Annotated in this window: 22 protein-coding genes; 1 reads left to right on the forward strand and 21 read right to left on the reverse strand. The window is 67.9% G+C overall.

Annotated elements, in window-relative coordinates; genetic code table 11:
• Positions 1-9 precede the first annotated feature (9 nt).
• From tpiA to RQG77_RS08640, 14 genes are all read right to left on the reverse strand, one after another.
• A complete protein-coding gene (gene tpiA / locus RQG77_RS08575) occupies positions 10-801 on the reverse strand; it encodes a triose-phosphate isomerase (protein WP_311244344.1) in 792 nt (263 codons plus the stop codon).
• The gene (locus RQG77_RS08580; RefSeq protein ID WP_311244345.1) at positions 792-2,006 is read right to left on the reverse strand and encodes a phosphoglycerate kinase; all 1,215 of its coding nucleotides are present in this window, start codon (positions 2,004-2,006) and stop codon (positions 792-794) included. Before RQG77_RS08580 ends, tpiA begins: the two co-directional genes overlap by 10 nt.
• A 10-nt stretch (positions 2,007-2,016) precedes the next feature.
• On the reverse strand, positions 2,017-3,027 hold the full coding sequence (gap, locus tag RQG77_RS08585; protein WP_053096657.1) for a type I glyceraldehyde-3-phosphate dehydrogenase: 1,011 nt from the start codon (positions 3,025-3,027) through the stop codon (positions 2,017-2,019).
• Positions 3,028-3,142: 115 nt separating this feature from the next.
• Entirely contained in the window at positions 3,143-3,769 is a 627-nt protein-coding gene (locus tag RQG77_RS08590; RefSeq protein WP_056307086.1) for a superoxide dismutase, read from the reverse strand.
• Positions 3,770-3,956: 187 nt separating this feature from the next.
• Positions 3,957-4,934 (reverse strand): DNA-binding protein WhiA, encoded by a 978-nt coding sequence (gene whiA, locus RQG77_RS08595; protein WP_311244346.1) that lies wholly within the window; start codon positions 4,932-4,934, stop codon positions 3,957-3,959.
• A 68-nt stretch (positions 4,935-5,002) separates the two neighbouring features.
• Positions 5,003-5,875, reverse strand: coding sequence for an RNase adapter RapZ (rapZ, locus tag RQG77_RS08600; protein ID WP_311244347.1), 873 nt, complete (start codon positions 5,873-5,875; stop codon positions 5,003-5,005).
• Between the two features lie 30 nt (positions 5,876-5,905).
• The gene (uvrC, locus tag RQG77_RS08605) at positions 5,906-7,822 is read right to left on the reverse strand and encodes an excinuclease ABC subunit UvrC (protein ID WP_311244348.1); all 1,917 of its coding nucleotides are present in this window, start codon (positions 7,820-7,822) and stop codon (positions 5,906-5,908) included.
• The gene (uvrA, locus tag RQG77_RS08610; protein ID WP_311244349.1) at positions 7,822-10,710 is read right to left on the reverse strand and encodes an excinuclease ABC subunit UvrA; all 2,889 of its coding nucleotides are present in this window, start codon (positions 10,708-10,710) and stop codon (positions 7,822-7,824) included. The genes uvrC and uvrA overlap by 1 nt, the downstream gene beginning before the upstream one ends.
• Positions 10,711-10,768: 58 nt before the next feature.
• Positions 10,769-11,302, reverse strand: coding sequence for a hypothetical protein (locus tag RQG77_RS08615; protein WP_311244350.1), 534 nt, complete (start codon positions 11,300-11,302; stop codon positions 10,769-10,771).
• Positions 11,299-12,564, reverse strand: coding sequence for a DUF58 domain-containing protein (locus RQG77_RS08620; protein WP_311244351.1), 1,266 nt, complete (start codon positions 12,562-12,564; stop codon positions 11,299-11,301). Before RQG77_RS08620 ends, RQG77_RS08615 begins: the two co-directional genes overlap by 4 nt.
• Complete coding sequence (locus tag RQG77_RS08625) at positions 12,561-13,526, reverse strand: MoxR family ATPase (RefSeq protein ID WP_311244352.1); 966 nt, start codon at positions 13,524-13,526, stop codon at positions 12,561-12,563. The genes RQG77_RS08620 and RQG77_RS08625 overlap by 4 nt, the downstream gene beginning before the upstream one ends.
• Position 13,527: 1 nt before the next feature.
• Complete coding sequence (locus RQG77_RS08630) at positions 13,528-14,064, reverse strand: hypothetical protein (RefSeq protein ID WP_311244353.1); 537 nt, start codon at positions 14,062-14,064, stop codon at positions 13,528-13,530.
• The gene (locus tag RQG77_RS08635; RefSeq protein ID WP_311244354.1) at positions 14,061-14,792 is read right to left on the reverse strand and encodes a DUF4129 domain-containing protein; all 732 of its coding nucleotides are present in this window, start codon (positions 14,790-14,792) and stop codon (positions 14,061-14,063) included. Before RQG77_RS08635 ends, RQG77_RS08630 begins: the two co-directional genes overlap by 4 nt.
• A 20-nt stretch (positions 14,793-14,812) precedes the next feature.
• The gene (locus RQG77_RS08640) at positions 14,813-15,256 is read right to left on the reverse strand and encodes a MarR family transcriptional regulator (RefSeq protein WP_311244355.1); all 444 of its coding nucleotides are present in this window, start codon (positions 15,254-15,256) and stop codon (positions 14,813-14,815) included.
• A 44-nt stretch (positions 15,257-15,300) separates the two neighbouring features.
• Between RQG77_RS08640 and RQG77_RS08645 the strand changes: the two genes are divergently transcribed.
• Positions 15,301-15,543: a hypothetical protein gene (locus RQG77_RS08645; RefSeq protein ID WP_311244356.1), complete on the forward strand. Its 243-nt coding sequence runs from the start codon at positions 15,301-15,303 to the stop codon at positions 15,541-15,543.
• An 11-nt stretch (positions 15,544-15,554) separates the two neighbouring features.
• On the opposite strand, the gene RQG77_RS08650 is transcribed toward RQG77_RS08645, so the two are convergent.
• The 7 genes from RQG77_RS08650 to acs all read right to left on the reverse strand — a co-directional run bounded on the left by RQG77_RS08650 (position 15,555) and on the right by acs (position 23,799).
• Entirely contained in the window at positions 15,555-15,887 is a 333-nt protein-coding gene (locus RQG77_RS08650) for a TfoX/Sxy family protein (RefSeq protein WP_311244357.1), read from the reverse strand.
• Between the two features lie 19 nt (positions 15,888-15,906).
• Positions 15,907-17,979 (reverse strand): excinuclease ABC subunit UvrB, encoded by a 2,073-nt coding sequence (gene uvrB, locus RQG77_RS08655; protein WP_311244358.1) that lies wholly within the window; start codon positions 17,977-17,979, stop codon positions 15,907-15,909.
• Positions 17,980-18,074: 95 nt separating this feature from the next.
• Positions 18,075-19,289 (reverse strand): MFS transporter, encoded by a 1,215-nt coding sequence (locus tag RQG77_RS08660; protein ID WP_311244359.1) that lies wholly within the window; start codon positions 19,287-19,289, stop codon positions 18,075-18,077.
• Positions 19,286-19,885, reverse strand: a complete 600-nt coding sequence (coaE, locus tag RQG77_RS08665; protein WP_311244360.1) for a dephospho-CoA kinase — start codon at positions 19,883-19,885, stop codon at positions 19,286-19,288. Before coaE ends, RQG77_RS08660 begins: the two co-directional genes overlap by 4 nt.
• Positions 19,886-19,916: 31 nt before the next feature.
• Entirely contained in the window at positions 19,917-20,501 is a 585-nt protein-coding gene (locus tag RQG77_RS08670; RefSeq protein ID WP_311244361.1) for a CoA-binding protein, read from the reverse strand.
• Positions 20,498-21,802: an O-acetylhomoserine aminocarboxypropyltransferase/cysteine synthase family protein gene (locus RQG77_RS08675; protein WP_311244362.1), complete on the reverse strand. Its 1,305-nt coding sequence runs from the start codon at positions 21,800-21,802 to the stop codon at positions 20,498-20,500. The genes RQG77_RS08670 and RQG77_RS08675 overlap by 4 nt, the downstream gene beginning before the upstream one ends.
• Entirely contained in the window at positions 21,799-23,799 is a 2,001-nt protein-coding gene (gene acs, locus RQG77_RS08680) for an acetate--CoA ligase (RefSeq protein WP_311244363.1), read from the reverse strand. Before acs ends, RQG77_RS08675 begins: the two co-directional genes overlap by 4 nt.

Raw genomic sequence — 23,799 nt, forward strand, 5'->3', positions numbered from 1 at the left:
CCGCCACACTCACACGCCGACGTGCTTCTCGAACCGGATGATCGCGGCGAATTCGTCGACCACGAGGCTCGCGCCTCCGACGAGTGCGCCGTCGACATCGGGCTCACGCATGTAGCTCGCGATGTTCGCCGACTTGACCGATCCGCCGTACAGGATCCGAGTGCGCGCCGCAGCGTCGTCACCGAGGACCTTGGCGATCACCGTGCGCAGCGCAGCACAGACATCCTGCGCCTGCTGCGGCGTCGCTGCCTGGCCGGAGCCGATGGCCCAGACCGGCTCGTACGCCACGACGATGTCGGCATCCTTGGAGAGCCCCTGCAGAGCAGCCTCGAGCTGTCCTGCAGGAACCGCGCTCGCACCGAACTTCTCGAGGTCCTCCGCGGTCTCGCCCACGCAGATCACCGGCGAGAGGCCGTGCTTGAGCGCGGCCTTCGTCTTCGCCGCGACGACCTCGTCGGATTCCGCGTGGTACTCGCGGCGCTCCGAGTGGCCGATGATGACGTACTTCGCGTCGAGCTTCGCGAGGAACGCTCCCGACACCTCACCGGTGTATGCACCGGAATCGTGTGCCGAGATGTCCTGCGCGCCGAGCGCGAACGGGATCTTGTCCGCGTCGATCAGCGTCTGCACGCTACGGATGTCGGTGAAGGGCGGGAACACCGCGACCTCGACCGAGCCGTCCTCGTGCTTGGCGTCCTTGAGCGTCCAGTGCAGCTTCTGCACGAACGCGACCGCCTGCAGGTGGTCGAGATTCATCTTCCAGTTTCCCGCGATCAGCGGGGTACGGGTGTTCACACCCATCCGAGCACCTCCAGGCCGGGTAGTTTCTTTCCCTCGAGGAACTCGAGGCTGGCGCCGCCGCCGGTCGAGATGTGACCGAACTGGTCGTCGGTGAAGCCGAGCTGACGCACGGCCGCAGCCGAGTCGCCACCGCCGACGACACTGAGACCGTCGACCTCGGTGAGCGCCTGCGCGACCGCCTTGGTGCCGCCCGCGAAGGCCGGGAACTCGAACACGCCCATCGGGCCGTTCCAGAACACGGTCTTGGATCCGCGGATGACCTCGGCGAACCGAGCGGCCGTGTCCGGACCGATGTCCAGGCCGATGCCCGACGCACCGAAAGCGGTGCTCTCGATGGCGTCCGCCGCCGTGACCTCGTGGTCGGCGTCGGCCGAGAACGAGGATGCGACCACCACGTCGGTCGGGAGCACCAGCTCCACGCCGCGCTTCTCGGCCTCGGCGATGTAGCCGCGGACAGTCTCGAGCTGGTCCTCTTCGAGGAGGCTGGAAGCCACGGCGTGGCCCTGTGCCTTCAGGAAGGTGAACAGCATCCCACCGCCGACGAGGATGCGATCCACGCGCGGCAGCAGGTGCGAGATGACGCCGAGCTTGTCGCTCACCTTCGACCCGCCGAGGACGACCGCGTACGGGCGCTCGGGGTTCTCGGTGAGGCGGTCGAGCACGTCGAGCTCCGCTGCGATGAGCAGACCGGCCGCGGACGGCAGCAGCTCGGCGAGGTCGTAGACGCTCGCCTGCTTGCGATGCACGACACCGAAGCCGTCGGAGACGAGGACGTCGCCGAGCTCTGCGAGCTGAGCCGCGAAGGCGCCGCGCTCGGCGTCGTCCTTCGAGGTCTCCCCCGGGTTGAACCGCAGGTTCTCGATGACGACGATGCCGCCGTCCTCGAGCGAGGCGACTGCCTCCTGCGCCGACTCGCCGACGGTGTCGCGAGCGAACGCCACCGGCTTGCCGAGCAGCTCGGAAAGTCGCTGGGCGACCGGCGCGAGGCTGTACTGCGGGTCGGGCGCACCGTCGGGTCGTCCGAGGTGCGAGCACACGACGACGCGGGCGCCCGCGTTGATCAGTGCGTTGAGGGTCGGCAACGAGGCGCGGACACGGCCATCGTCCGTGATGATGCCATCCCGCAGGGGGACGTTGAGATCACAACGGACGATGACGCGCTTGCCCTCGAGCGAACCCAGTGAATCCAGGGTGCGCAGAGTCATGGGAGATGTCTCAGAGACGCTCTGCCACGTACTCGGTCAGGTCGACGAGGCGGTTGGAGTAGCCCCACTCGTTGTCGTACCAGCTGGAGACCTTGACCAGGTTGCCGCTGACGTTGGTCAGTGTGGCGTCGAAGATCGACGAGTGCGGGTTGTGCACGATGTCGCTCGAGACGATCTGGTCTTCGTTGTACTGCAGGAAGCCGGCGAGGCGACCGTCGGCCGCAGCCTTCTTGTACGCCTCGTTGACCTCTTCGACCGTGAGGTTCTCACGGTCGGTGATCAGCGTGAGGTCGACGATCGAGCCGGTGGGAACCGGCACGCGGTACGACGAGCCGCTCAGCTTGCCCTGGAGCTCGGGGAGGACCTCGCCGATCGCCTTGGCAGCACCGGTCGATGCCGGGGTGATGTTGATGGCGGCGGCGCGGGCACGACGCAGGTCGCTGTGCGGGCCGTCCTGCAGGTTCTGGTCTGCGGTGTAGGCGTGAGCCGTCATCATGAAGCCGCGGTCGATGCCGAACGCGTCGTTGAAGACCTGTGCCAGCGGTGCGAGGCAGTTGGTCGTGCACGAGGCGTTGGAGATGATGTGATCGGTCTCCGGGTTGTACGTGTCCTCGTTCACGCCCATGACGAACGTGCCGTCGACGCCGGTGCCCGGTGCCGAGATGAGGACCTTCTTGGCGCCTGCCTCGATGTGCTTCTTGGCGAGCTCGGCCTTGGTGAAGAAGCCGGTCGACTCGATGACGATGTCGACGCCCAGCTCGCCCCACGGGAGACCGGCGGGGTCGCGCTCTGCGAACGCCTTGATGGCCTTGCCGTTGACCGTGATGCTCTCGTCGTCGTAGCTGATGTCGGCATCGAGGACGCCGCCCACCGAGTCGTACTTCAGAAGGTGGGCAAGGGTCTTGTTGTCGGTGAGGTCGTTGACAGCGACGATCTCGATGTCCGCTCCCTGCGCGAGAGCCGCGCGGAAGTAGTTGCGTCCGATACGGCCGAAGCCGTTGATACCGATCTTGACAGACACTCAGGTCTCCCTGTTTCTCATGCGCTGTGCGCAGCAATCGTGCGTGCGCGGTGCGCGGGGGTTTTTGGCTGAGATGGCGTCCCGACGAGACTTGGCCCGTCGGGACGCGACCCGATTACGACAGTACCAGCAGGCCGTTCGTCTTCTCGCGGGCTGCCTCGAAGCGCTGGGCGACGTTCTCCCAGTTGGCGATGTTCCACGCGGCCTTGACGTAGTCGGCCTTCACGTTGAGGTAGTCGAGGTAGAAGGCGTGCTCCCACATGTCGAGCTGGAACAGCGGCACGGTGCCCGCTGCCGTGTTCGACTGCTGGTCGAACAGCTGCTGGATGATCAGGCGCTGGCCGATCGAGTCCCAGCTGAGCACCGACCAGCCGGAGCCCTGGATGCCGAGGGCGTTGGCGGTGAAGTGCGCCTGGAACTTCTCGAACGAGCCGAAGAACTCGTCGATGGCGGCCTTGAGCTCGCCCTCGGGCTGTCCGCCGCCGGTCGGCGACAGGTTCGTCCAGAAGATCGAGTGGTTGACGTGACCGCCGAGGTTGAACGCGAGGTCCTTCTCGAGCTTGTTCACGTTGGCGAGGTTGCCGCTGTCACGGGCCTCGGCGAGCTGCTCGAGGGCGGTGTTCGCGCCGGCGACGTAGGTCGCGTGGTGCTTGTCATGGTGCAGCTCCATGATCTTGCCGCTGATGTGCGGCTCGAGGGCTGCGAAGTCGTAGGGAAGGTCGGGGAGCGTGTAAATCGCCATGTCGCTTTCATCCAATCCGCGCCGCGCCGCGGCGCTTGCCGATCCTCTGCGCCGCCGAGGTGCGGCGTAGAGCGGACTTAACTCATCCTAGTGACGACAACGTGTCGACGACCCTGATCCTTCCCTCATATGACGAAGCGAGGCGACCCCTTGACAGGGATCGCCTCGCTGATGTCGATGGACGGGCTCAGACGTCGAGTCCGGCGGGCACCGCGGCCTCGGTGCCCGGGATGCCCTCCTGCTGCGCACGCTTGTCGGCCATGGCCAGAAGACGACGGATGCGTCCCGCGACGGCATCCTTGGTCATGGGCGGGTCGGCGTGGTGACCCAGTTCGTCGAGGCTCGCGTCGCGGTGCGCGAGACGGAGCTCCCCGGCGACCTTGAGATGGTCGGGCACCTCGTCGGCGAGGATCTCGAGCGCTCGCTCGACCCGGGCGCAGGCGGCGACGGCAGCCTGCGCGGAGCGACGCAGGTTCGCGTCGTCGAAGTTCACGAGACGGTTGACACCAGCGCGCACCTCGCGGCGCTGGCGCATCTCCTCCCACGTGACGGCGGTCTTCTGCGCGCCCATCTCGCTGAGGATCGTGCGGATCGCCTCCCCCTCGCGGACCACGACGCGCGGCATGCCGCGCACCTCACGGGCCTTGGCAGCCACACCGAGACGGTGCGCGGCACCCACGAGCGCCATGGCCGCTTCTGACGACGGGCACGCGACCTCGAGCATGGCCGACCGGCCCGGTTCGCTGAGCGTTCCTGCCGCGAGGAACGCACCACGCCAGAGGCCGGCGATCTCGGCGCGAGACCCGGTGGTCAGTCGGTTGGGCAGGCCGCGGACGGGGCGACGACGCTGGTCGAGCAGCCCGGTCTGGCGGGCGAGCGTCTCGCCCGACGCGATGACCCTGACCGCCCAGCGGGCGCCATCGTTGGCCGTGCTGGACTGCACCTGGGCGATCTCGGGCCGAACACCGTAGATCTCGGCGAGGTCGCGGGCGACGCGCTGCGCGAGGATCTCGGCATCCACCTCCGCCTCGACGGCGACCCGCCCGGCGATGGAGTGCAATCCGCCGGCGAACCGGAGGATCGAGGTGACCTCCGCGACACGCACCGTCGGGGGTGCATTACGGATGCTGACCAGCTCAGCCTTGACGTCGGTGGTTAGTGCCACGACACTCCTCTACGCTCACGCGCCGGATCGCGACGCAAACCTCCAGCCTACTCTGACGGAGGCTCCTGCTATTCCCTGCCGAGGTCCCGATGACGCACGTTCACGGCTACGCCGGGGACGGCGGCGAGCCGACGAGCCAGCTCCTCCACCATGGCGACCGAGCGGTGCTTGCCGCCGGTGCAGCCGATCGCGATCGTCGAGTGGCTCTTGTTCTCGCGCTGATATCCCTCGAGCACCGGGGTGAGAGCTGCCGTGTAGGCGTCGAGGAACTCGGAGGCGCCCTCGCGGGACAGCACATAGTCCCTGACGGGCTCGTCTTTGCCTGTGAGTCCGCGCAAATCCTCGTTCCAGAACGGATTGGGGAGGAAGCGCATGTCGGCGACCAGATCGACGTCCGTGGGCAGCCCGTACTTGAAGCCGAAACTCATCAGTGTCACGCGATGACGAGCAGCTCCCTCTTCCGAGAACAGATCGGAGACCTGGGTGGCGAGCTGATGGATGTTGAGCGCCGAGGTGTCGATGACCAGATCGGCGGACTCCCTGATGGGAGCGAGTTTGTTCCGCTCGATGCGGATACCGTCGAGAAGGGTGCCGTCTCCTTGGAGGGGGTGGGGCCTGCGCACCGACTCGAACCGTCGGACGAGCACGTCGTCGGAGGCATCGAGGAAAAGGACCCGGACGGAACCACGTGATCGCAGGGCCCGAGCGACTCCGGGGAAGTCGTCGAAGAGATTGCGTCCTCGGACATCGACCACTGCGGCGACCTTCGGCAGCGCGTTGCCACCCATGTCGGTGAGGTCGAGCAGCGGGCGGAGGATCTGCGGCGGCAGGTTGTCGACGACATACCAGCCGAGATCCTCGAGCGCGTTCGCTACCGTCGTGCGTCCAGCGCCCGACATGCCCGTGACGATGAGGAACTCGCCCTTTTCCCCGTCAGTCATGGTTACTCCTTCTCCCCCGCACGCACCAGCCTAGCGAGTGGAGAGATGCGTATGGATGTTCTGAGCGAGCACGGGGCCGATCCCCTGCACTTCCTCGATCTCTCCCGGTGCCGCCGCGCGGAGTGCGGTGACGGATCCGAAGTGCTTGAGGAGGACCTTGATGCGGGATGCGCCGAGACCTGGGACCTCGGAGAGCACCGACGAGATGTCGTTCCTGCGACGTTTGCGCTGATGCGTGATCGCGAAGCGGTGGGCCTCATCGCGCAGCCGCTGGAGCAGGTAGAGCGACTCGCTGGTGCGCGGCAGGATGACCGGGAAGTCCTCGCCCGGAAGCCAGATCTCCTCGAGTCGCTTCGCGATGCCGCACACCGCGATCTCCGTGTGCCCGGCGTCACGGAGGGCCCGCGCTGCCGCCTCGACCTGCGGCTGACCGCCGTCGACGAGCAGCAGCTGTGGCGGATACGCGAACCGCGGCTTGCGCTTGACCTCGACGACGACCTCCTCGAGGCCGTCGTGCGTCTCACCGGCGACCGCCACGACCGCCGCGGGCTCGTCGGCCTCCTCCGGGCGATCGAGGTATGCCAGGCGCCGACGGAGCACCTGGTACATCGAGTCGGTGTCGTCGGTCGTCTCGGGGATGTTGAACGATCGGTACTGGTCTTTGCGCGGAAGACCGTCTTCGAAGACGACCATCGAGGCGACCACGTTGGTGCCGCCGAGGTGCGAGATGTCGAAGCATTCGATGCGCAGGGGCGCTTCGGTCAGGCCCAGCGCGTCCTGCAGGTCGGTCAGAGCCTGGGTGCGCGCCACGTAATCGCTCGTGCGTCGGGTCTTGTGGCGGATCAGCGCCTGCTGGGCGTTGAGCGTCGCCGTGCGCATCAGGTCGGCGCGCTGACCGCGCTGGGCGACCGCGATCTCGACCTTCTTGCCCCGTCGCTCGCGGAGCCACACCTCGAGTTCGGCCGCGTCGTCGGGCAGCGACGGCACGAGGATTCGCCGAGGCACGTCCTGCGCATCTCCGTAGGCGCGCTGCAGCACCTGGTCGACGAGCTCGGCGCCGGAGATATCGATCTCCTTCTCGATCGTCATCGCGCGGACACCGCGCACGCGTCCACCGCGGATCACGAAGTGCTGCACGGCGGCGGCGAGCTCGTCTTCCGCGATGCCGAACAGATCCGCGTCCTCGTCGGTCGCCAGCACCAGCGCGCTCTTGCCGAGCACGGCCTCGATCGCCGAGAGCTTGTCGCGGTACTTGGCCGCGGCTTCGTAGTCCATCGCCGCGGACGCCGCGAGCATCCTGGTGGTCAGCTCGCGCGTGAACCGCTCGTCACCGCCGGCCATGAACGCGACGAAGTCGTCGACCATCGCGCGGTGCTCGTCGATCGTGACGGTCATCGAGCACGGCCCACCGCACTTGCCGATCTGCCCGGGGAAGCACGGCCGCCCCGTCTGCATGGCCCGCTTGTAGCTCGAGTCGCTGCAGGTGCGGATGGGGAAGGCCTTGACCATCAGATCGATCGTCTCGTGCACTGCCCAGACCTTGGGATAGGGGCCGAAGTACCGCGCACCGGGGATCTTGCGGTTTCGGGTGACGATCACCCGAGGGGCCTCATCTCCGAGAGTGACCGCCATGAACGGGTACGACTTGTCGTCCTTGTACCGCACGTTGAAGGGCGGATCGAACTCCTTGATCCACATGTACTCCAGCTGCAGCGAGTCGACGTCGGTCGACACGACCGTCCACTCGACGGACGACGCCGTGGTCACCATCCGCCGGGTGCGCTCGTGCAGGGTGCGCAGGGGCGCGAAGTAGTTCGACAGGCGCTGACGCAGGTTCTTGGCCTTGCCGACGTAGAGCACGCGACCGTCGGCGTCGCGGAACCGGTACACGCCGGGGTTGGTCGGAATCTCACCGGCCCTCGGCTTGTACGGCAGCACGTCGGCCATCAGCTGGCCTTCTTCGCGGCGCGCCCCTCACCCAGGATCTCGGCGAGGAACTGACCTGTGTGGCTGTCCTCGACCCGGGCGATCTGCTCGGGAGTGCCGGTCGCCAGAATCTCACCGCCACCGGAACCGCCCTCCGGTCCGAGATCGATGACCCAGTCCGCGGACTTGATCACATCGAGGTTGTGCTCGATGACGATCACCGTGTTGCCCTTGTCGACGAGGCCGTTGAGCACCTCGAGGAGCTTGCGCACATCTTCGAAGTGCAGACCGGTCGTCGGCTCGTCGAGCACGTAGATGCTGCGGCCGTTGCTGCGGCGCTGGAGCTCGGTGGCGAGTTTGACGCGCTGCGCCTCACCGCCGGAGAGAGTCGTCGCGGACTGACCGAGACGCACGTACCCCAGGCCCACGTCGACGAGGGTCTTCATGTACCGGTGGATGGCCTGGATCGGCTCGAAGAACTCCGCGGCCTCCGCGATCGGCATCTCGAGCACCTCGGCGATGTTCTTGCCCTTGTAGTGCACCGAGAGCGTGTCGCGGTTGTAGCGCTTGCCATGGCAGACCTCGCAGTCGACGTACACGTCGGGGAGGAAGTTCATCTCGATCTTGATCGTGCCGTCGCCCGAGCACGCCTCGCAGCGTCCGCCCTTGACGTTGAAGCTGAAGCGCCCCGGCTGGTAGCCGCGGACCTTGGCCTCGGGCGTCTCGCTGAACAGCGAGCGGATGCGGTCGAACACACCGGTGTAGGTCGCCGGGTTGGAGCGCGGGGTGCGTCCGATGGGCGCCTGGTCGACGTGAACGACCTTGTCGAGGTTGTCGAGCCCCGAGACCCTGGTGTGCTTTCCGGGAACGGTACGTGCACCGTTGAGTCGTGACGCGAGCACCTGGTAGAGGATGTCGTTGACCAGCGAGGACTTCCCCGATCCGGACACTCCCGTCACGGCCGTCAGGACGCCGAGCGGGAAGTTGACGCTCACGTTCTTGAGGTTGTTCTCGCGGGCGCCGACGACGCTCAGCATGCGCTTCTTGTCGAGCTTGCGACGCTTCGTGGGCGTCGGGATCTCGCGACGCCCGGAGAGGTACTGTCCCGTCATCGAATTCGGCTCGTTCAGGAGTGCCGAGTACGAGCCGGAATGCACGACCTCGCCACCGTTCACCCCCGCGCCCGGCCCGATGTCGACGACCCAGTCAGCCGATTCGATGGTCTCTTCGTCGTGCTCGACGACGATGAGCGTGTTGCCCAGATCGCGGAGCTTGAGCAGAGTGTCGATCAGGCGCCGGTTGTCGCGCTGGTGGAGGCCGATCGAGGGCTCGTCGAGCACGTAGAGCACGCCGGTGAGCCCGGATCCGATCTGTGTGGCCAGTCGGATCCGCTGCGCCTCGCCGCCGGAGAGCGAACCGGCCGAGCGGCTGAGGTTGAGGTAGGACAGACCGACCTGCAACAGGAAGTCGAGTCGCAGACGGATCTCGCGCAGCACCTGCGCCGCGATCTTGGCCTCACGATCGGTGAGCGTCAGCGTCTCCATGAAGGAACGGGCATCGGCGAGGCTGAGGTGCGACACCTCGGCGATCGAGTGGCCGTGCACCTGCACCGCGAGCACCTCGGGCTTGAGCCTGTTGCCGTCGCACACCGGGCACGGCACCTCGCGGAGGTACTCGCCCCAGCGCGAACGCTGCGTGTCGGACTCGGCCTGCGCGTACTGCCGCTCGATGTAGGGGACGACGCCCTCGAAGCCGGAGGCGTAGCGCATCTCGCGCCCGTAACGGTTCTTGAACTTGACGGTGACCTTGTAGTTGTCGCCGCGGAGGATCGCGTCCTGCACGTCGACCCTGAGGTCCTGCCACGGAGTGTCGAGCGAGAACTTGAGGTCGTCGGCCAGCCCCTCGAGCAGTCGTTCGTAGTACTGGAAGAGACCCTTGCCCTGCGTGGTCCACGGGACGATCGCACCCTCGCGGATCGAGAGCTCTTCGTCGCCGAGCATCAGGTCGATGTCGACAGACATGCGCGTGCCGAGTCCCGAGCAGGCCGGGCAGGCGCCGAACGGCGCGTTGAACGAGAAGGTGCGCGGCTCGATCTCGGTCAGCGAGAGCGCGTGCCCGTTCGGGCATGCGAGCTTCTCGGAGAACGACTGCCAGGCGTCGTCGCCCTCTTCGTCGACGAAGTTCACCTGCACCACGCCACCGGCCAGTCCCAGTGCGGTCTCGACCGAGTCGGTGACTCGACCGAGGATGTCGTCAGCCGCCACGAGACGGTCGACGACGACCGCGATGTCATGCTTGTAGCTCTTCTTGAGCGTGGGCGGCTCGGCGAGCTGGATCAGGTCGCCGTCGACGATCGCGCGCGAGTACCCCTTGGCCCCGAGCTCACGGAAGAGGTCGACGAACTCGCCCTTCTTCTGCGAGACGATGGGCGCGACGATCTGGTAGCGGGTGCGCTCAGGCAGCTCCATGAGCTGGTCGGCGATCTGCTGAACGGTCTGGCGCTGGATGCGCTCTCCGCACTCGGGGCAGTGCGGGATGCCGATGCGGGCCCAGAGCAGGCGCATGTAGTCGTAGATCTCGGTGATCGTGCCGACCGTCGACCGCGGGTTGCGGTTGGTCGACTTCTGGTCGATCGACACCGCAGGGCTCAGCCCCTCGATGAAGTCGACGTCCGGTCGATCGACCTGGCCGAGGAACTGCCGCGCGTAGGCGCTCAGCGATTCGACGTAGCGACGCTGCCCTTCGGCGAAGATCGTGTCGAACGCGAGACTGGACTTTCCCGATCCGGACAGGCCGGTGAACACGACGAGAGAGTCGCGTGGGATGTCGATGTCGACGTTCTTGAGATTGTGGACGCGGGCACCGCGAACACTGAGTTTTCCTGGGGTTGCAACCGGGACGATAGGCACTGATCAAGTCTACGAGGGGCCACGGACATTGGCTCCGTGAGGGCTCACAGGAAGGCCCTCACACTCGCCGCCGCCCATCTGCCTGGCGCCGATTCGCCTTCACGAGCAGCAGCACCGCGAGCGCGACGACCGCGCCGCCGCCGGCGACGACCGCCCACGGCGCGGTGCCCTCGGCTCCATCGACGCCGAGCATGACGGCGATCGTCAGCGGCTGGGCGATCGCCTGCACCAGGACGAAGCGGACGGCCGTCGGGCGCAGCGCGGCGAGCACGACCCGTGAGCCGCGAGGGATCACGAGGGTCAGCGACGTCAGGACGTGGATCACGTGCACGACGAGCACTGCGAGCATCCCCCGACCGAGGTCGGGCTCCGAGAGCAGCATCCCGATCATGATGCACGCGACCCCGCCCCACGCGGCGAAGGTCTGCGGGAACACCGCGGCGGTCACCCCCAGGATCACGGCCACCCATTGCCACCCGACGAGGGGGTTGAGCACGAACGCCCCGGCCGCGACGACGGCGATCAACACGACCCGCACCACTATCCAGGAGACGGCGGGCGCGGTCTGCAACGTGTCGTTCGGCGCTCTCATCGCCTGGCCCTCGCGATCTCGCGCAGCGCGGAGGACGGATCGTCCGCCCATGTCACCACGTCGACGCCCGCACCGTGCAGGTCGGCGAACACGTTCTCCCGCTCCGCCAGCACCGTCCGCAGGCCGATGAGCTGAGGGCGGGTGAGGCGCGAGTGATCGAGCAGCGGCAGCACGTCGATCGCGACGACGCGGTGACCGCTCGCCCGCCACATCAGCGCGGTCTGCGCGGCGGCCCCCTGGAAGAACGTGGACAGCACGAGGACGACCGAGCCGTGCGGGACATGAGGGGTCCTGCGGAAGGCCGCATCGTCGCGAGCCTGCCCCGTCGCCGCGATCGCCGCCTCGAGACGTGCGAGATGACGAGGGCCTCCACCGCTGCGCAGCGAACGCCCGCCATGCACGAGGACGTGCAGGGCGACGCGGTCGCCGGCATCGATGGCGGCGCCGGCGAGTCCCCGAGCGGCCTCGCGGGCGTTGTCGAGCGACGTCACGCCGCTGCGCTCGAAGTCCCCGCTCCCCCACGACGACACGACCGCGCCGAGGTCTTCCGAGGTGTCCATCGCGATCACCACGGACGCGTCGCTGAGCGTGTGGGTGCGTCGCACCAGCAGATCGCCCGGTCTCCGCGCCATCCGCGCTGTCGCGCGCCAGTCGACGCGACGCAGCTCATCTCCGGGCGCGAACGCATGGATGTCCCGGAAGTCACCGCCCTGCCCCGGGCGTCGTCCTTCATGCGAACCGTGCAGACCGGTCAGGCGTCTCGGCAGCGGCAGCATCCCGACCGTTCGCGGTGACGGAGCGATCTGGCGTCTGCTCCGGACGATCTCGGACGGCTCCGCGAGCACGGCACCGTCGAGCGCGAGACCGCGCGTCGAGACCTGCACAGGGAGCGCAGGGCCCGAGTGGAGGACGCGGCTCCGTGCGAGAACGCTGGCTCCGGATCCGGCGCCGGGAACGATCGCACGTCGGGTCCTGCGCTCGGACTGCACCACGACCAGCTCGACCATCTCGGCGTCGCTCTCGACCGAGATCTCGGTGAGCAGTTCGCCGTCGGCGCCTGGGCGCGAAGCGACGCTCGGCACGGCCACGACACCCGAAGTTCCTCGCCCGAGGGCGAGAGCACTCCACAGTGCCACGGGAAGCCCCATGGCGACGACGTCAGGACGCGAGAACAGCAGTCCGATGACGGCGAGGACGATCGCGCCGGCGATCGCGACGGCCAGTGCCGGACTCCAGCGACCACGCGTCGATGGTCTCGTCACATGCGCTCCTTCACGGTCGGAGGAACGGGCACCTGACTCACGACCGCTCGCACGACGTCGGCTGCCGATGCGCCCTGCGCCCAGGCCTGCGGTGTCAACGTCAGGCGGTGGGCGAGCACGGGCACGGCGATCCGCTTGATGTCGTCCGGCCGCACGAAATCACGACCGTCCAGCGCGGCCAGGGCGCGACCCAGCAGCAGCAGGCCGAGCGAGCCGCGCGGGGAGGCTCCGACCTCGACATTCGGCGCCGTCCGTGTCGCGCGTGCGATCTCGACGCAGTAGCGCGCGATGTCCTCGTCGACATGGATGGCCTCGACCACGGCCTGGAGCTCGACGAGACGTTCCGCATCGATCACGGCGGGGACGTGCGTGGCCTCCTGCCGCCGGCCGACGCGGTTCTGCAGGATCTGCGCCTCGCCGGACACATCCGGATACCCCACCGAGAGCCTGACCATGAACCTGTCGAGCTGCGCCTCGGGGAGGGCGTAGGTGCCCTCGTACTCGATGGGGTTCGACGTGGCGATCACATGGAAGGGCGCGGGCAGGGGGAAGCTGTTGCCCTCGACCGTGACCTGCCGCTCGGCCATCGCCTCGAGCATCGCCGACTGCGTCTTCGGCGTCGTGCGGTTGATCTCGTCGGCCAGGAGGAGACCGGTGAAGATCGGTCCCGGTCGGAAGACGAAGTCAGCGGAGTCGGGCGCGTACACGTACGACCCGGTGACATCGCCCGGGAGCATGTCCGGGGTGCACTGGAGCCGGCGGAACGAGAGCCCCAGCGCCGAGGCGAGGCTGCGTGCTGCGAGTGTCTTGCCGAGCCCTGGAACGTCTTCGAAGAGCACGTGCCCACCGGCCAGGATCGAGGCGAGCGCGATCTCGAGCGGGTCGTCCATCCCGACGACGACGGTGCGCACGGCGGCGAGGATTCGAGCGCCGGCCTCGGCGATCTCGGTGGATGTTGTCATGTCATCTCCTGTGTCTCGAAAACAGCGACGCGCGGCCGGTGGATGAGGGCGGTGCGTCCGGTGCCGTCGTGGTCTCTGCGGAGCGCTCCGGGTTGAGAGCGTCGATCGCGTCGAGCGCTCGCTCGATGTCGACGATGGTGGTGCCGGGGCCTTCCAGTCGAGCCCAGAGGTCGGGGCCGATCAGCGCCGAGACCAGCGACCGTTTCGCGGGGTCTGACGGGTCTGCTCCGCGTCGCTGGAGGCGTTGCCGGAGGGCTTCCCGCACGCGGCGCGTGATCTGCGTGCCGGCGAGCCCCGTGTGGGTGTTCAGCGCCCAGGCCATGCGGGAGATCTCCGTCGGCCGTCGATCGGGCTCCACGGGTATGTGCGGGGCGTCGACGCCGGGTTCGAGTGGCACCACGAGCTGCGCGAGAAGCGCGAGCGCGACCACGACAAGACTCCACCCGATCACGAAGGGCCACCTGAAACCGAAACCGGCGAGCACCAGTGCCGCGATCACCGCAGCCACCACGGCGGTGACGGTGCGCCCCCACCTCATCGCCACACCTCTTCGATCCGGCGGAGCGCAGCGAGTGCGGCGTGCCTCTCGGATTCGGTGGCCTGGTGGGCGCCGAAGCGCACCCGCTCGAACAGGGTCAGCAGCTCCGAGGCGTCGTGCTCGATGCCCGAGCGCCGCGTGATGATTCTGAGTGCGAACTCCCCCGGCGTCTCGCTCGGAGCGCGTGCGACCCCCGCATCCGCCGCGCTCTCCTCGAGACCGATCCACGCCGCGATGACGGCGTCTGTGGGCAGCGCACGGTCGTCGATGGCCTGCAGCGCCCCGGCGATGCCACGACGGATGGCTTCGACCACCACCTCCGGTTCGGGAACCTCAGCCACCTCGGCGACCTCGGCAGCGACCTCGGCCCCGTCGCGCCGCTCCGTGGGCCTGTTGCGCCAAGCCCGCAGCAGCGCTCGAACGATGATCACGAGGAGCGCGATGACTCCGGCGACCACGAGGAGCATCAGGATCACTGCGAACACCTGCACCACCACGGCACTCGTGGGGTCGATCTCGACATCTTCCGGAAGCCCCGTCGCGCCGGGCGCAGTCGTGGGAACCGGCGGCTCCGACGCGGGCGGCACCGGCTCCAACGGACGAAATGTCGGTGGCCCCTGGATCGCGGCGGCGATCATCACGATGAGGAAGAGTGCGGCGACGGCGCTCACGAGTCCGAGCTGACGAACACCCCGACGCGCATCGGTCGTCGGGCGGTCACTCGGCATGCCCACACCCTATGACGCGGTCACTCCGGGGTCGGGCGGCGACCCGCGAAAGCCGACAACCCGTCGCGCAGGGTCGCGATCTGCTCGAGATCCATGCCCACCGCCGCCATGACCTGACGAGGAACATCGACCGCGCGCTCGCGGAGCGCCCGACCGGCATCCGTGAGGGTGATGTCGAGGCGGCGCTCGTCTTCCGAGCTGCGCAGCCGGGCGACCAGGCCGTCGGCCTCGAGGCGCTTGACCAGCGGCGACGCGGTGGCCGGCTCGAGCGCGAGATCTGCGGCGAGATCATTGAGCTGGCGCGGAGCACGCTCCCAGAGCGCGAGCATCACGAGGTACTGCGGATGTGTGAGCCCGAGCGGTTCCAGGATCGGTCGGTAGATCGCGACGACGTTGCGCGCGGCGGTCACCAGGGCGAAGCAGAGCTGGTTGTCCAGCTTGAGCAGATCATCCGTAGCGGTCACGGCTCGACTATACAACGGCACTAATAGTTAGTACACTAAGCAACATGGCACGCTCCAGTGATCGCCCTCCTCTTCGCTCGCGCATCCGCGAGGCAGGTGGCCTCTACTCCTGGATCAACTCGAATCTGATCCGGTTGGCCGGCCCCGCGTCGGTCGGCCCCTACGAGAAGACGCCTCCCCCGAGCGCTGCCGAGAGAGCAGAACGGGCCTGCCCGCTCTGCGGGGCCCCGATGAGTGAGCACGAGATCGATCGCTCAGGCCCGAAGACGCTCGTCCACTGCCCCTGAAAATCGAGCGGTCAATCGTCGCGGGCTGCGTCTTCGCGCGCGACGTCGAGCCAGAACGCAAGATCGTCATCGCCGACCAGCGCTCCTGGCGACACGTCGAGCCATCCGGTTCCCATCGTCCGGGGTCCCATGACCGCCGTCTCGACGCCCGGTCTGGTGATCAGCGCTGCGCCGTGCTCTTCATCCACTCGAACGAGGAGCACACCACCGCTGCGGGCTCCGACCAGGATGTGCCCGTCGAGGAGGAAGGCGCGGGTGCCGAACATCCGCTTCTCCTCGACGTCTCCGTCGAGGGTCAGCAGCGCGCGCACGCGGTCCGCGAGCTCTTCTCCTGACGCATCCATCGTCGTCGCCACCTGGGACTCAGGCGTGCCCGGCCCTCTCCATGGCACGTAGCTCCTTCTTCATGTCCTGCACCTCGTCGCGCAGTCTCCCGGCGAGCTCGAACTTGAGTTCGGCCGCGGCCGCGAGCATCTGGTCGGACAGGTCCTGGATGACGGCTTCGAGCTGCTGGGCGCCCTCGGCAGCAATTCCCGTGCGACGGAGATTCGGTGTCGGCGACTTGCCCTTGCCGGTCGCACGCCCGCGCCCTGACATCATCTCGGCGGTGTCCGCGCCCTCTCGAGCGAGCACCTCGGTGATGTCGGCGATCCGCTTGCGCAGCGGCTGGGGGTCGATGCCGTGCTCGAGGTTGTAGGCCACCTGCTTCTCGCGACGACGGTCTGTCTCCTCGATGGCCTTGGCCATCGAATCGGTGATCTTGTCGGCATACATGTGGACTTCACCCGACACGTTTCGCGCCGCGCGGCCGATCGTCTGGATCAGCGACGTGCCGGAGCGCAGGAAGCCCTCTTTGTCGGCATCGAGGATCGCGACCAGCGACACCTCGGGCAGGTCGAGACCTTCGCGGAGCAGGTTGATGCCGACGAGCACGTCGTAGACGCCGGCCCGCAGCTCGCTGAGCAGCTCGACACGACGGAGCGTGTCGACATCGGAGTGGAGGTAGCGCACCCGCACACCGTGCTCTCCGAGGAAGTCGGTGAGCTCTTCGGACATCTTCTTGGTGAGCGTCGTGACGAGCACGCGCTCGTCACGCCCCACGCGAACCCGGATCTCTTCGAGGAGATCATCGATCTGCCCCTTGGACGGCTTCACGATGATGTGCGGATCGACGAGGCCGGTCGGACGGATGATCTGCTCGACCACGCCGTCGGCGATGCCCATCTCGTATTTGCCGGGGGTCGCCGACAGGTACACCGTCTGACCGATGCGGTTCTTGAACTCATCCCAGCGCAGCGGTCGGTTGTCCATCGCGCTCGGCAGACGGAATCCGTGTTCCACGAGGGTGCGCTTGCGCGACGCATCCCCTTCGTACATCGCACCGATCTGCGGCACCGTGACGTGCGACTCGTCGATCACGAGCATGAAGTCGTCGGGGAAGAAGTCGAGCAGCGTATGCGGCGGCTCGCCGGGCTGACGTCCGTCCATGTGCCGGGAGTAGTTCTCGATCCCCGAGCAGAAGCCCAGCTGCTGCAGCATCTCGAGGTCGAACGTGGTGCGCATCCGCAGACGCTGCGCCTCGAGCAGCTTGCCCTGACGCTCGAACTCCTTGAGGCGCTCTTCGAGCTCGTGCTCGATGGTGCCGATGGAGCGCTGGATCACGTCGGTTCCCGCCACATAGTGCGAAGCGGGGAAGATCGGGACCGCATCGAGCTTCTCGATGACCTCGCCGGTGAGCGGATGCAGGGAGTACAGCGCCTCGATCTCGTCGCCGAACAGCTCGATGCGGATCGCGTGCTCCTCGTACACCGGGATGATCTCGATCGTGTCGCCGCGCACGCGGAAGTTGCCCCGCGAGAAGTCGACGTCATTGCGGTTGTACTGCATCGCGATGAACTGCCGGATGAGCGCATCCCTGTCGTACCGCTCCCCCACCTGGAGGGCGACCATGGCGCGAAGGTACTCTTCAGGCGCACCGAGGCCGTAGATGCAGGAGACGGTGGAGACGACGATCACGTCGCGGCGGCTGAGCAGCGAGTTCGTGGTCGAGTGACGGAGACGCTCGACCTCGGAGTTGATCGACGAGTCCTTCTCGATGAAGGTGTCGGTCTGCGGGACATACGCCTCGGGCTGGTAGTAGTCGTAATAGGAGACGAAGTACTCGACCGCGTTGTTCGGCATCAGCTCGCGGAACTCGTTGGCGAGCTGGGCGGCGAGCGTCTTGTTGTGGGCGAGCACGAGCGTCGGGCGCTGCACCTGCTCGACAAGCCACGCGGTGGTGGCCGACTTGCCGGTACCCGTCGCGCCGAGCAGCACGATGTCTGTCTCGCCCGCATTGATGCGCGATGCGAGTTCGGCGATGGCCTTCGGCTGGTCGCCGGCAGGCTCGTACTCGCTGATGACCTCGAAGGGACGGACACTGCGCGTGGGTTGCATACCTCCAGCGTATGCCGGGCCACCGACACCGGGGTCGCGCGTCCGTCAGCAGCGAACGGAGAGCTGCTCAGTCCGCCCCGGTGGCTGGTCCACGCTCACGAGGAACGGGTGTCCGGCGATGCGCGCAGCTTCACGACCGCCAAGCCTGCAGCGAGGGCGCACATCGTCAGGACCGTGACCATGAACCACACCCAGTCCAGCTGGCCGAACACGATGCCGAGCGCCCAGCCGAACAGGCTCGATCCCGCGTAGTAGCCGAAGTAGTACAGCGATGATGCCTGTGCTCGGCTGTCGGGTCCTGCCGCCACCGGCGCCCACCCCGATGCCACCGCGTGCGCACCGAAGAATCCCCCGGTGAAGAGAAGCAGCCCGAGGAGGACGATCGGAGTGGCGAGAGCCAGCATCGCGGCCGCACCCGCGGCCATCACGGCGATCGCGCCCAGCAGCACCGGGTATCGCCCGAAACGAGAGGCCAGGGAGCCTGCCCAGGGCGACGAGACGGTGCCGGCGAGGTAGGCGAGGAAGAGCAGCGTCACCACCCAGCCAGGCAGAGCGAAGGGCGGCTCGGCGAGGTGGAACCCGAGGTAGTTGTAGACGGCGACGAATGCTCCCATGAGCAGGAAGCCCTGGGCGTACAGTGCGAGCTGACGACCCGAGCGCAGCGGCGCCAGCAGGCGAGTGAGCATCCCCGGCCCGGCGCCGTCGCGGAATCGTCCCGGAACGAAACCCTGCGCCTTCGGCGTCAGCCACAGGAACAGCACGGCCGCCACCGCGCACAGCCCCGCGACCGTCCACATGCCCTCCCGCCACCCCGCCTGCTCGCCGACGATGCCGGACACGATCCGGCCGAGCAGCCCACCCACCGTCGTTCCCGCGATGTAGCTGCCCGCTGCGGCGGCGGCGTTTCGCGGGCTGACCTCTTCACTCAGGTACGCGAGCGCGACCGCAGGGACAGCCCCGAGAGCGACTCCTTCGAGCAGGCGCAGCGTCAGAAGCATCTCCATCCCCGCGCTGAGCGGGGCGAGGAGCCCCAGCACCGTCGCCGTGAGCACGCCGATCGCCATCGCCTGCACCCGCCCGATGCGGTCGGCCACCATCGACCACGGGATGACGGCGGCCGCCAGCCCGAGCGTCGCCGCCGACACGCTGAGCGCGGCGCTCGCCGGCGAGATCCCGAGAGCGGTCGACAGCTGCGGCAGCACGGCCTGGGGTGAATAGAGCTGCGCGAAGGTCGCGATGCCCGCGAAGAACAGACCGACGATCAGGCGTCGGTATACGGGCGATCCTGGGGCGTGACCGGTGAAGGTCACGACGTGCTGATCCGCTCCCAGAGATCTTCCGTCTGCGCGAGCGTCTGCTCCAGAGATCCGGACGTGTCGATGACCACGTCGGCGATCGCCAGGCGGCGCTCATCGGAGACCTGCGCGTCGATCCGCTCCTGCGCGGCCTGCTCCGCCATCCCGCGGATCTCCACGAGCCGACGCCTGCGCTCCTCCACGGGCGCGTGCGCGACGACGATCAGGTCCCACGGATCGTCGACGCGCGCTTCGACCAGAAGCGGCACGTCGTACACGACGACCGTCGCAGGATCGGCCGACATCGCCTCGTCGAACCGGCGCTGGGACTCGGCGCGGACCGCAGGGTGCACGATCGCGTTCAGCTGCGCCAGGTGATCGGCATCCCCGAAGACCTTCGCGCCGAGGGCGGCACGATCGAGCGAGCCGTCGGCGGCGATGACCTCTGCCCCGAACGTCTCGGCGATGGCTGCGAGCACCGGAGTCCCTGGTGCCTGCACGTCGCGGACGATCTGATCGGCGTCGACGACGACTGCTCCCCTCTCCGCCAGTCGTCGTGCGATGGTCGACTTCCCGGAGGCGATGCCGCCGGTGAGCGCGATGAGAGCCATGCGGCCAGTCTAGGCTTCGACCCGGGCGTGCTCAGCGTCCGAGAAGCTGACGCCGGGAGCTGATGACGCCCGTGTCGAACCCGGCGAGGTGAAGTCCGCCGTGGAAACGCGCGTGCTCGATCTTGATGCAGCGATCCATCACCACGGCGAGCCCCGCGTCCTCGGCGAGGGTGGCCGCCTCCTCGTTCCATGACCCCAACTGCAGCCACAGCGTCTGCGCACCGGCATCGATCGCCTCCTGCGCGACGCCGAGAAGATCCTCGTGGCGACGGAACACGTCGACGATGTCGGGGACGACGGGGAGGTCGGCGAGCGACGCATAGACGGGCTGTCCGAGGATCGACGACTCACGCGGATTCACGAGGTAGACGTCGTACGCGGTGCTCGAGAGCAGATAGGTCGCGACGAAGTAGGACGCGCGGGCCGGATTGTTCGATGCGCCGACGATCGCGACGGACTTCGCTCGTCGGAGGATGCCGAAGCGCTGCTGCTGGCTCGGCCCTTCCCACGTGCGCTCAGGGTGCAGCGGGGCCGCTCCGGGCAACGCGCACGCTGCAGCATCCTGCGGTGCGGGGAGAGCGCAGGCGTCTGCCCCCGCGATGTTCGTGTCGCTCATCGGTTCGCTCCCGTCGCCGTGCTGAGTGCCTGGTCCAGGTCCCAGATGATGTCGTCCGCGTCCTCGAGGCCCACCGAGATCCTGATGAGGTCGGGGCGCACTCCGGCCGCCACGAGCTGCGACTCCGTGAGCTGTCGATGGGTGGTGGATGCCGGGTGGATGACGAGCGTACGCGCGTCGCCGATGTTCGCGAGGTGCGATGCGAGCTGGAGGTTCTCGATCAACGTCTCCCCCGCCGCGCGACCGTCTTCGGCTTTCACTCCGAACGCGAACACCGACCCCGGCCCGAGCGGCAGGTACTTCGCGGCGCGCTCATGATGCGGATGCCCCTCGAGCCCCGCCCAGGTCACGTATTCCACGCGGGGGTCGGACGCCAGCCAGTCCGCGACGATGCGCGCGTTGGCGAGATGTGCGTCGATGCGCTGCGGAAGCGTCTCGACACCCTGCAAGAGGTTGAAGGCGGACTGCGGGCTCAGCGCCGGCCCGATGTCGCGCAGCTGCTCGGTGCGGAGCTTGGTGAGGAACCCGTACTCGCCGAAGTTGTCCCACCACTTGATCCCGCCGTACGACTCGACGGGCTCCGTCATCTGCGGGAAGCGCCCGTTGCCCCAGTCGAACGTGCCCTTCTCGATCACGACGCCTCCGAGCGTCGTGCCGTGCCCGCCGAGGAACTTCGTGACCGAATGGATGACGATGTCGGCGCCATGCTCGAGCGGACGTGCGAGGTATGGAGTGGCGAGTGTCGCGTCGACGACGAGCGGCACACCGGCGGCATGTGCGACCTCCGCGAGGCCTTCGATGTCGGCGATCTCACCGGACGGGTTTCCGATCATCTCGACATAGACGACCTTGGTCTCGGGCCGGATCGCCGCCGCGTAGTCGGCCGGATCCGTGGAGGCGACGAACGTGGTCTCGACGCCGAATCGACGCAGCGTCACGTCCAGCTGGGTCACGGTGCCGCCGTAGAGCTGCGCCGAGGCGACGACGTGGTCACCCGCTCCGACGAGCGCGGCGAACGTGATGAACTCGGCGCTCATGCCGGATGCTGTCGCGACGGCGCCGATCCCGCCCTCGAGCGATGCCAGCCGCTCCTCGAGCGCGGCGACGGTGGGGTTGCCGATGCGTGAGTAGATGTTGCCGTACTTCTGCAGCGCGAAGAGGTTGCCGGCATCCGTCGCATCCTCGAACACGAACGATGTCGTCTGGTAGATCGGCACGGCGCGGGCACCCGTCGCGGCATCCGGTGTGCCCCCGGCGTGGAGAGCCCTCGTGCGAAACCCGAAGCGGTGTTCTTCCGTCATTGTGTCCTCAGTTCAGCGGTCTCGAGCACGGCGGCGATGTCGTCGACGGCCCACGGGTTCTGCAGAGATGTCGTGTCCCCGAGCGGTGCGGGCGCGCGTCCCGCGCGCCGGTCCTGTTCGGCCTCCCACAGTTGCGCGAGCAGACGTCGCATGATCTTGCCGGAGCGGGTCTTGGGCAGATCCGGGACCACGACGATGTGCTTCGGCTTGGCGACGGGGCCGATCGCTGTGGCGACCTGTCCTCGCAGCTGCGAGGTCGAGACCTCTGCGCGTCCTGACGCCGTGACGAATGCGACGACTGCCTGCCCGGTGACCGGGTCGGCGACGCCTGCGGTGCCTGCCTCCCCCACCGTGTCGTGCGCCACGAGCGCCGATTCGATCTCGATCGTCGACAGCCTGTGGCCCGACACGTTCACGACGTCGTCGAGGCGGCCGAGGATCCAGATGTAGCCGTCGGCATCGCGCGTCGCCCCGTCACCGGCGACGTAGTATCCGCCGTGCTCGCCGTGTCCGGCGTAGGCCGACCAGTACGCATCGCGGTATCGCTGCGGGTTCCCCCACACGGTCCGCGCCATCCCCGGCCACGGACGCCGCACCACGAGCGTTCCTGATCTTCCGGGCGCGACCTCTTCGCCGTTCTCATCGACCACGGTCGCGTCGATGCCGGGCAGCGGCACGGATGCGGAGCCGGGCTTGAGCGTCGTCACTCCGGGAAGCGGCGCGATCATCGCCGCCCCGGTCTCGGACTGCCACCAGGTGTCGACCACCGGGAGCTCGTCGCGCCCGAAGTTGCGGCGGAACCAGATCCACGCTTCGGGGTTGATCGCCTCCCCGACCGTTCCGAGCAGACGGAGTGTCGAGAGGTCGTGCCCCTGCGGCAGCTCTGCGCCGAACCAGGTCATGAAGGTGCGGATGAGCGTGGGCGCGGTGTAGTAGACGGTCACGCCATAGCGCTCGATGATCTCGAGGTGCCGCTCGCGGTTCGGCGTGTCCGGCGTCCCCTCGTAGATGACCTGCGTCAGGCCGTTCGAGAGCGGACCGTAGATCTCGTACGTGTGGGCGGTCACCCAGGCGAGATCCGCGGTGCACCAGTGCACGTCGTCGGGCTTCGCGTCGAAATGGGCCCAGTGCGCCCAGCTCGCATGCGTGAGATACCCGCCGGACGTGTGGACGAGGCCCTTCGGCTTCCCGGTGGTTCCCGACGTGTAGATGATGAAGAGCGGATGCTCGGCATCGAATGCCTGGGGCTCATGCCGGGACGAGGCGGTGTCGACGACGTCGTGCCACCAGACGTCGCGTCCCTCGGTCCAGGGAACATCCTGCCCGGTGCGCCGGAGCACGAGGACGTGTTCGAGGTCGGGAAGATCCGCGGCAGCGATGTCGGCCGTCGATTTGACCTCGGTTGCGGTGCCCCGGCGGAACTGGCCGTCGCTCGTCACGAGCAGCTTGGCTCCGGTGTCGGCGAGCCGGAACCGCACCGCCTCGGCGGAGAACCCGCCGAACACGAGCGAGTGCACGGCTCCGATTCGTGCGCAGGCGAGGGTGATCACGACAGTCTCGATCAGCACCGGGAGGTAGATGACGACGCGGTCGCCCGGGCCGATGCCGAGTGCGGTGAGCGCGTTGGCCGCGCGCGACACCCTGTCCTGGAGGTCCGAGTACGTCACGGCGATGCGGTCGCCCGGCTCACCCTCGAAGTGCAGGGCGACCTTGTCGCCGCGGCCGGCCTCGACATGGCGGTCGACGCAGTTGTACGCGACGTTGAGCCGTCCGCCGACGAACCACCGCGCGGCGGGGATGGCATCCTCCACAGGCGGATCCCATTCGTGAGCCGTGTGCCACGGCTCGGCCCAGTCGAGCCGCTCGGCGGCCTGCTCCCAGAAGAGCGTCGGATCCGACGATGCCCGTGCGTAGGCCTCGACGGTCACATTCGCCGTCGCGGCGAAGCCGGCGGGCGCGGGATACGTGCGTGTCTCGTGCAGACGTGCTTCCGTCAC

Source organism: Microbacterium sp. WCS2018Hpa-23 (genome assembly GCF_031843845.1).
In the GTDB taxonomy this organism is placed as follows: domain Bacteria; phylum Actinomycetota; class Actinomycetes; order Actinomycetales; family Microbacteriaceae; genus Microbacterium.

Coding starts and splice junctions, on each gene's coding strand:
- rapZ (WP_311244347.1), bottom strand. CDS start 5,875: ATGACTGACGGGGAAAAGGGCGAGTTCCTCATCGTCACGGGCATGTCG.
- RQG77_RS08630 (WP_311244353.1), bottom strand. CDS start 14,064: ATGAGGTGGGGGCGCACCGTCACCGCCGTGGTGGCTGCGGTGATCGCG.
- coaE (WP_311244360.1), bottom strand. CDS start 19,885: ATGGCTCTCATCGCGCTCACCGGCGGCATCGCCTCCGGGAAGTCGACC.
- RQG77_RS08635 (WP_311244354.1), bottom strand. CDS start 14,792: ATGCCGAGTGACCGCCCGACGACCGATGCGCGTCGGGGTGTTCGTCAG.
- RQG77_RS08615 (WP_311244350.1), bottom strand. CDS start 11,302: ATGAGAGCGCCGAACGACACGTTGCAGACCGCGCCCGCCGTCTCCTGG.
- uvrC (WP_311244348.1), bottom strand. CDS start 7,822: ATGGCCGACGTGCTGCCGTACAAGCCGAGGGCCGGTGAGATTCCGACC.
- RQG77_RS08580 (WP_311244345.1), bottom strand. CDS start 2,006: ATGACTCTGCGCACCCTGGATTCACTGGGTTCGCTCGAGGGCAAGCGC.
- RQG77_RS08675 (WP_311244362.1), bottom strand. CDS start 21,802: ATGACGGAAGAACACCGCTTCGGGTTTCGCACGAGGGCTCTCCACGCC.
- RQG77_RS08590 (WP_056307086.1), bottom strand. CDS start 3,769: ATGGCGATTTACACGCTCCCCGACCTTCCCTACGACTTCGCAGCCCTC.
- tpiA (WP_311244344.1), bottom strand. CDS start 801: ATGGGTGTGAACACCCGTACCCCGCTGATCGCGGGAAACTGGAAGATG.
- RQG77_RS08645 (WP_311244356.1), top strand. CDS start 15,301: ATGGCACGCTCCAGTGATCGCCCTCCTCTTCGCTCGCGCATCCGCGAG.
- uvrB (WP_311244358.1), bottom strand. CDS start 17,979: ATGCAACCCACGCGCAGTGTCCGTCCCTTCGAGGTCATCAGCGAGTAC.
- RQG77_RS08670 (WP_311244361.1), bottom strand. CDS start 20,501: ATGAGCGACACGAACATCGCGGGGGCAGACGCCTGCGCTCTCCCCGCA.
- RQG77_RS08650 (WP_311244357.1), bottom strand. CDS start 15,887: ATGGATGCGTCAGGAGAAGAGCTCGCGGACCGCGTGCGCGCGCTGCTG.
- RQG77_RS08625 (WP_311244352.1), bottom strand. CDS start 13,526: ATGACAACATCCACCGAGATCGCCGAGGCCGGCGCTCGAATCCTCGCC.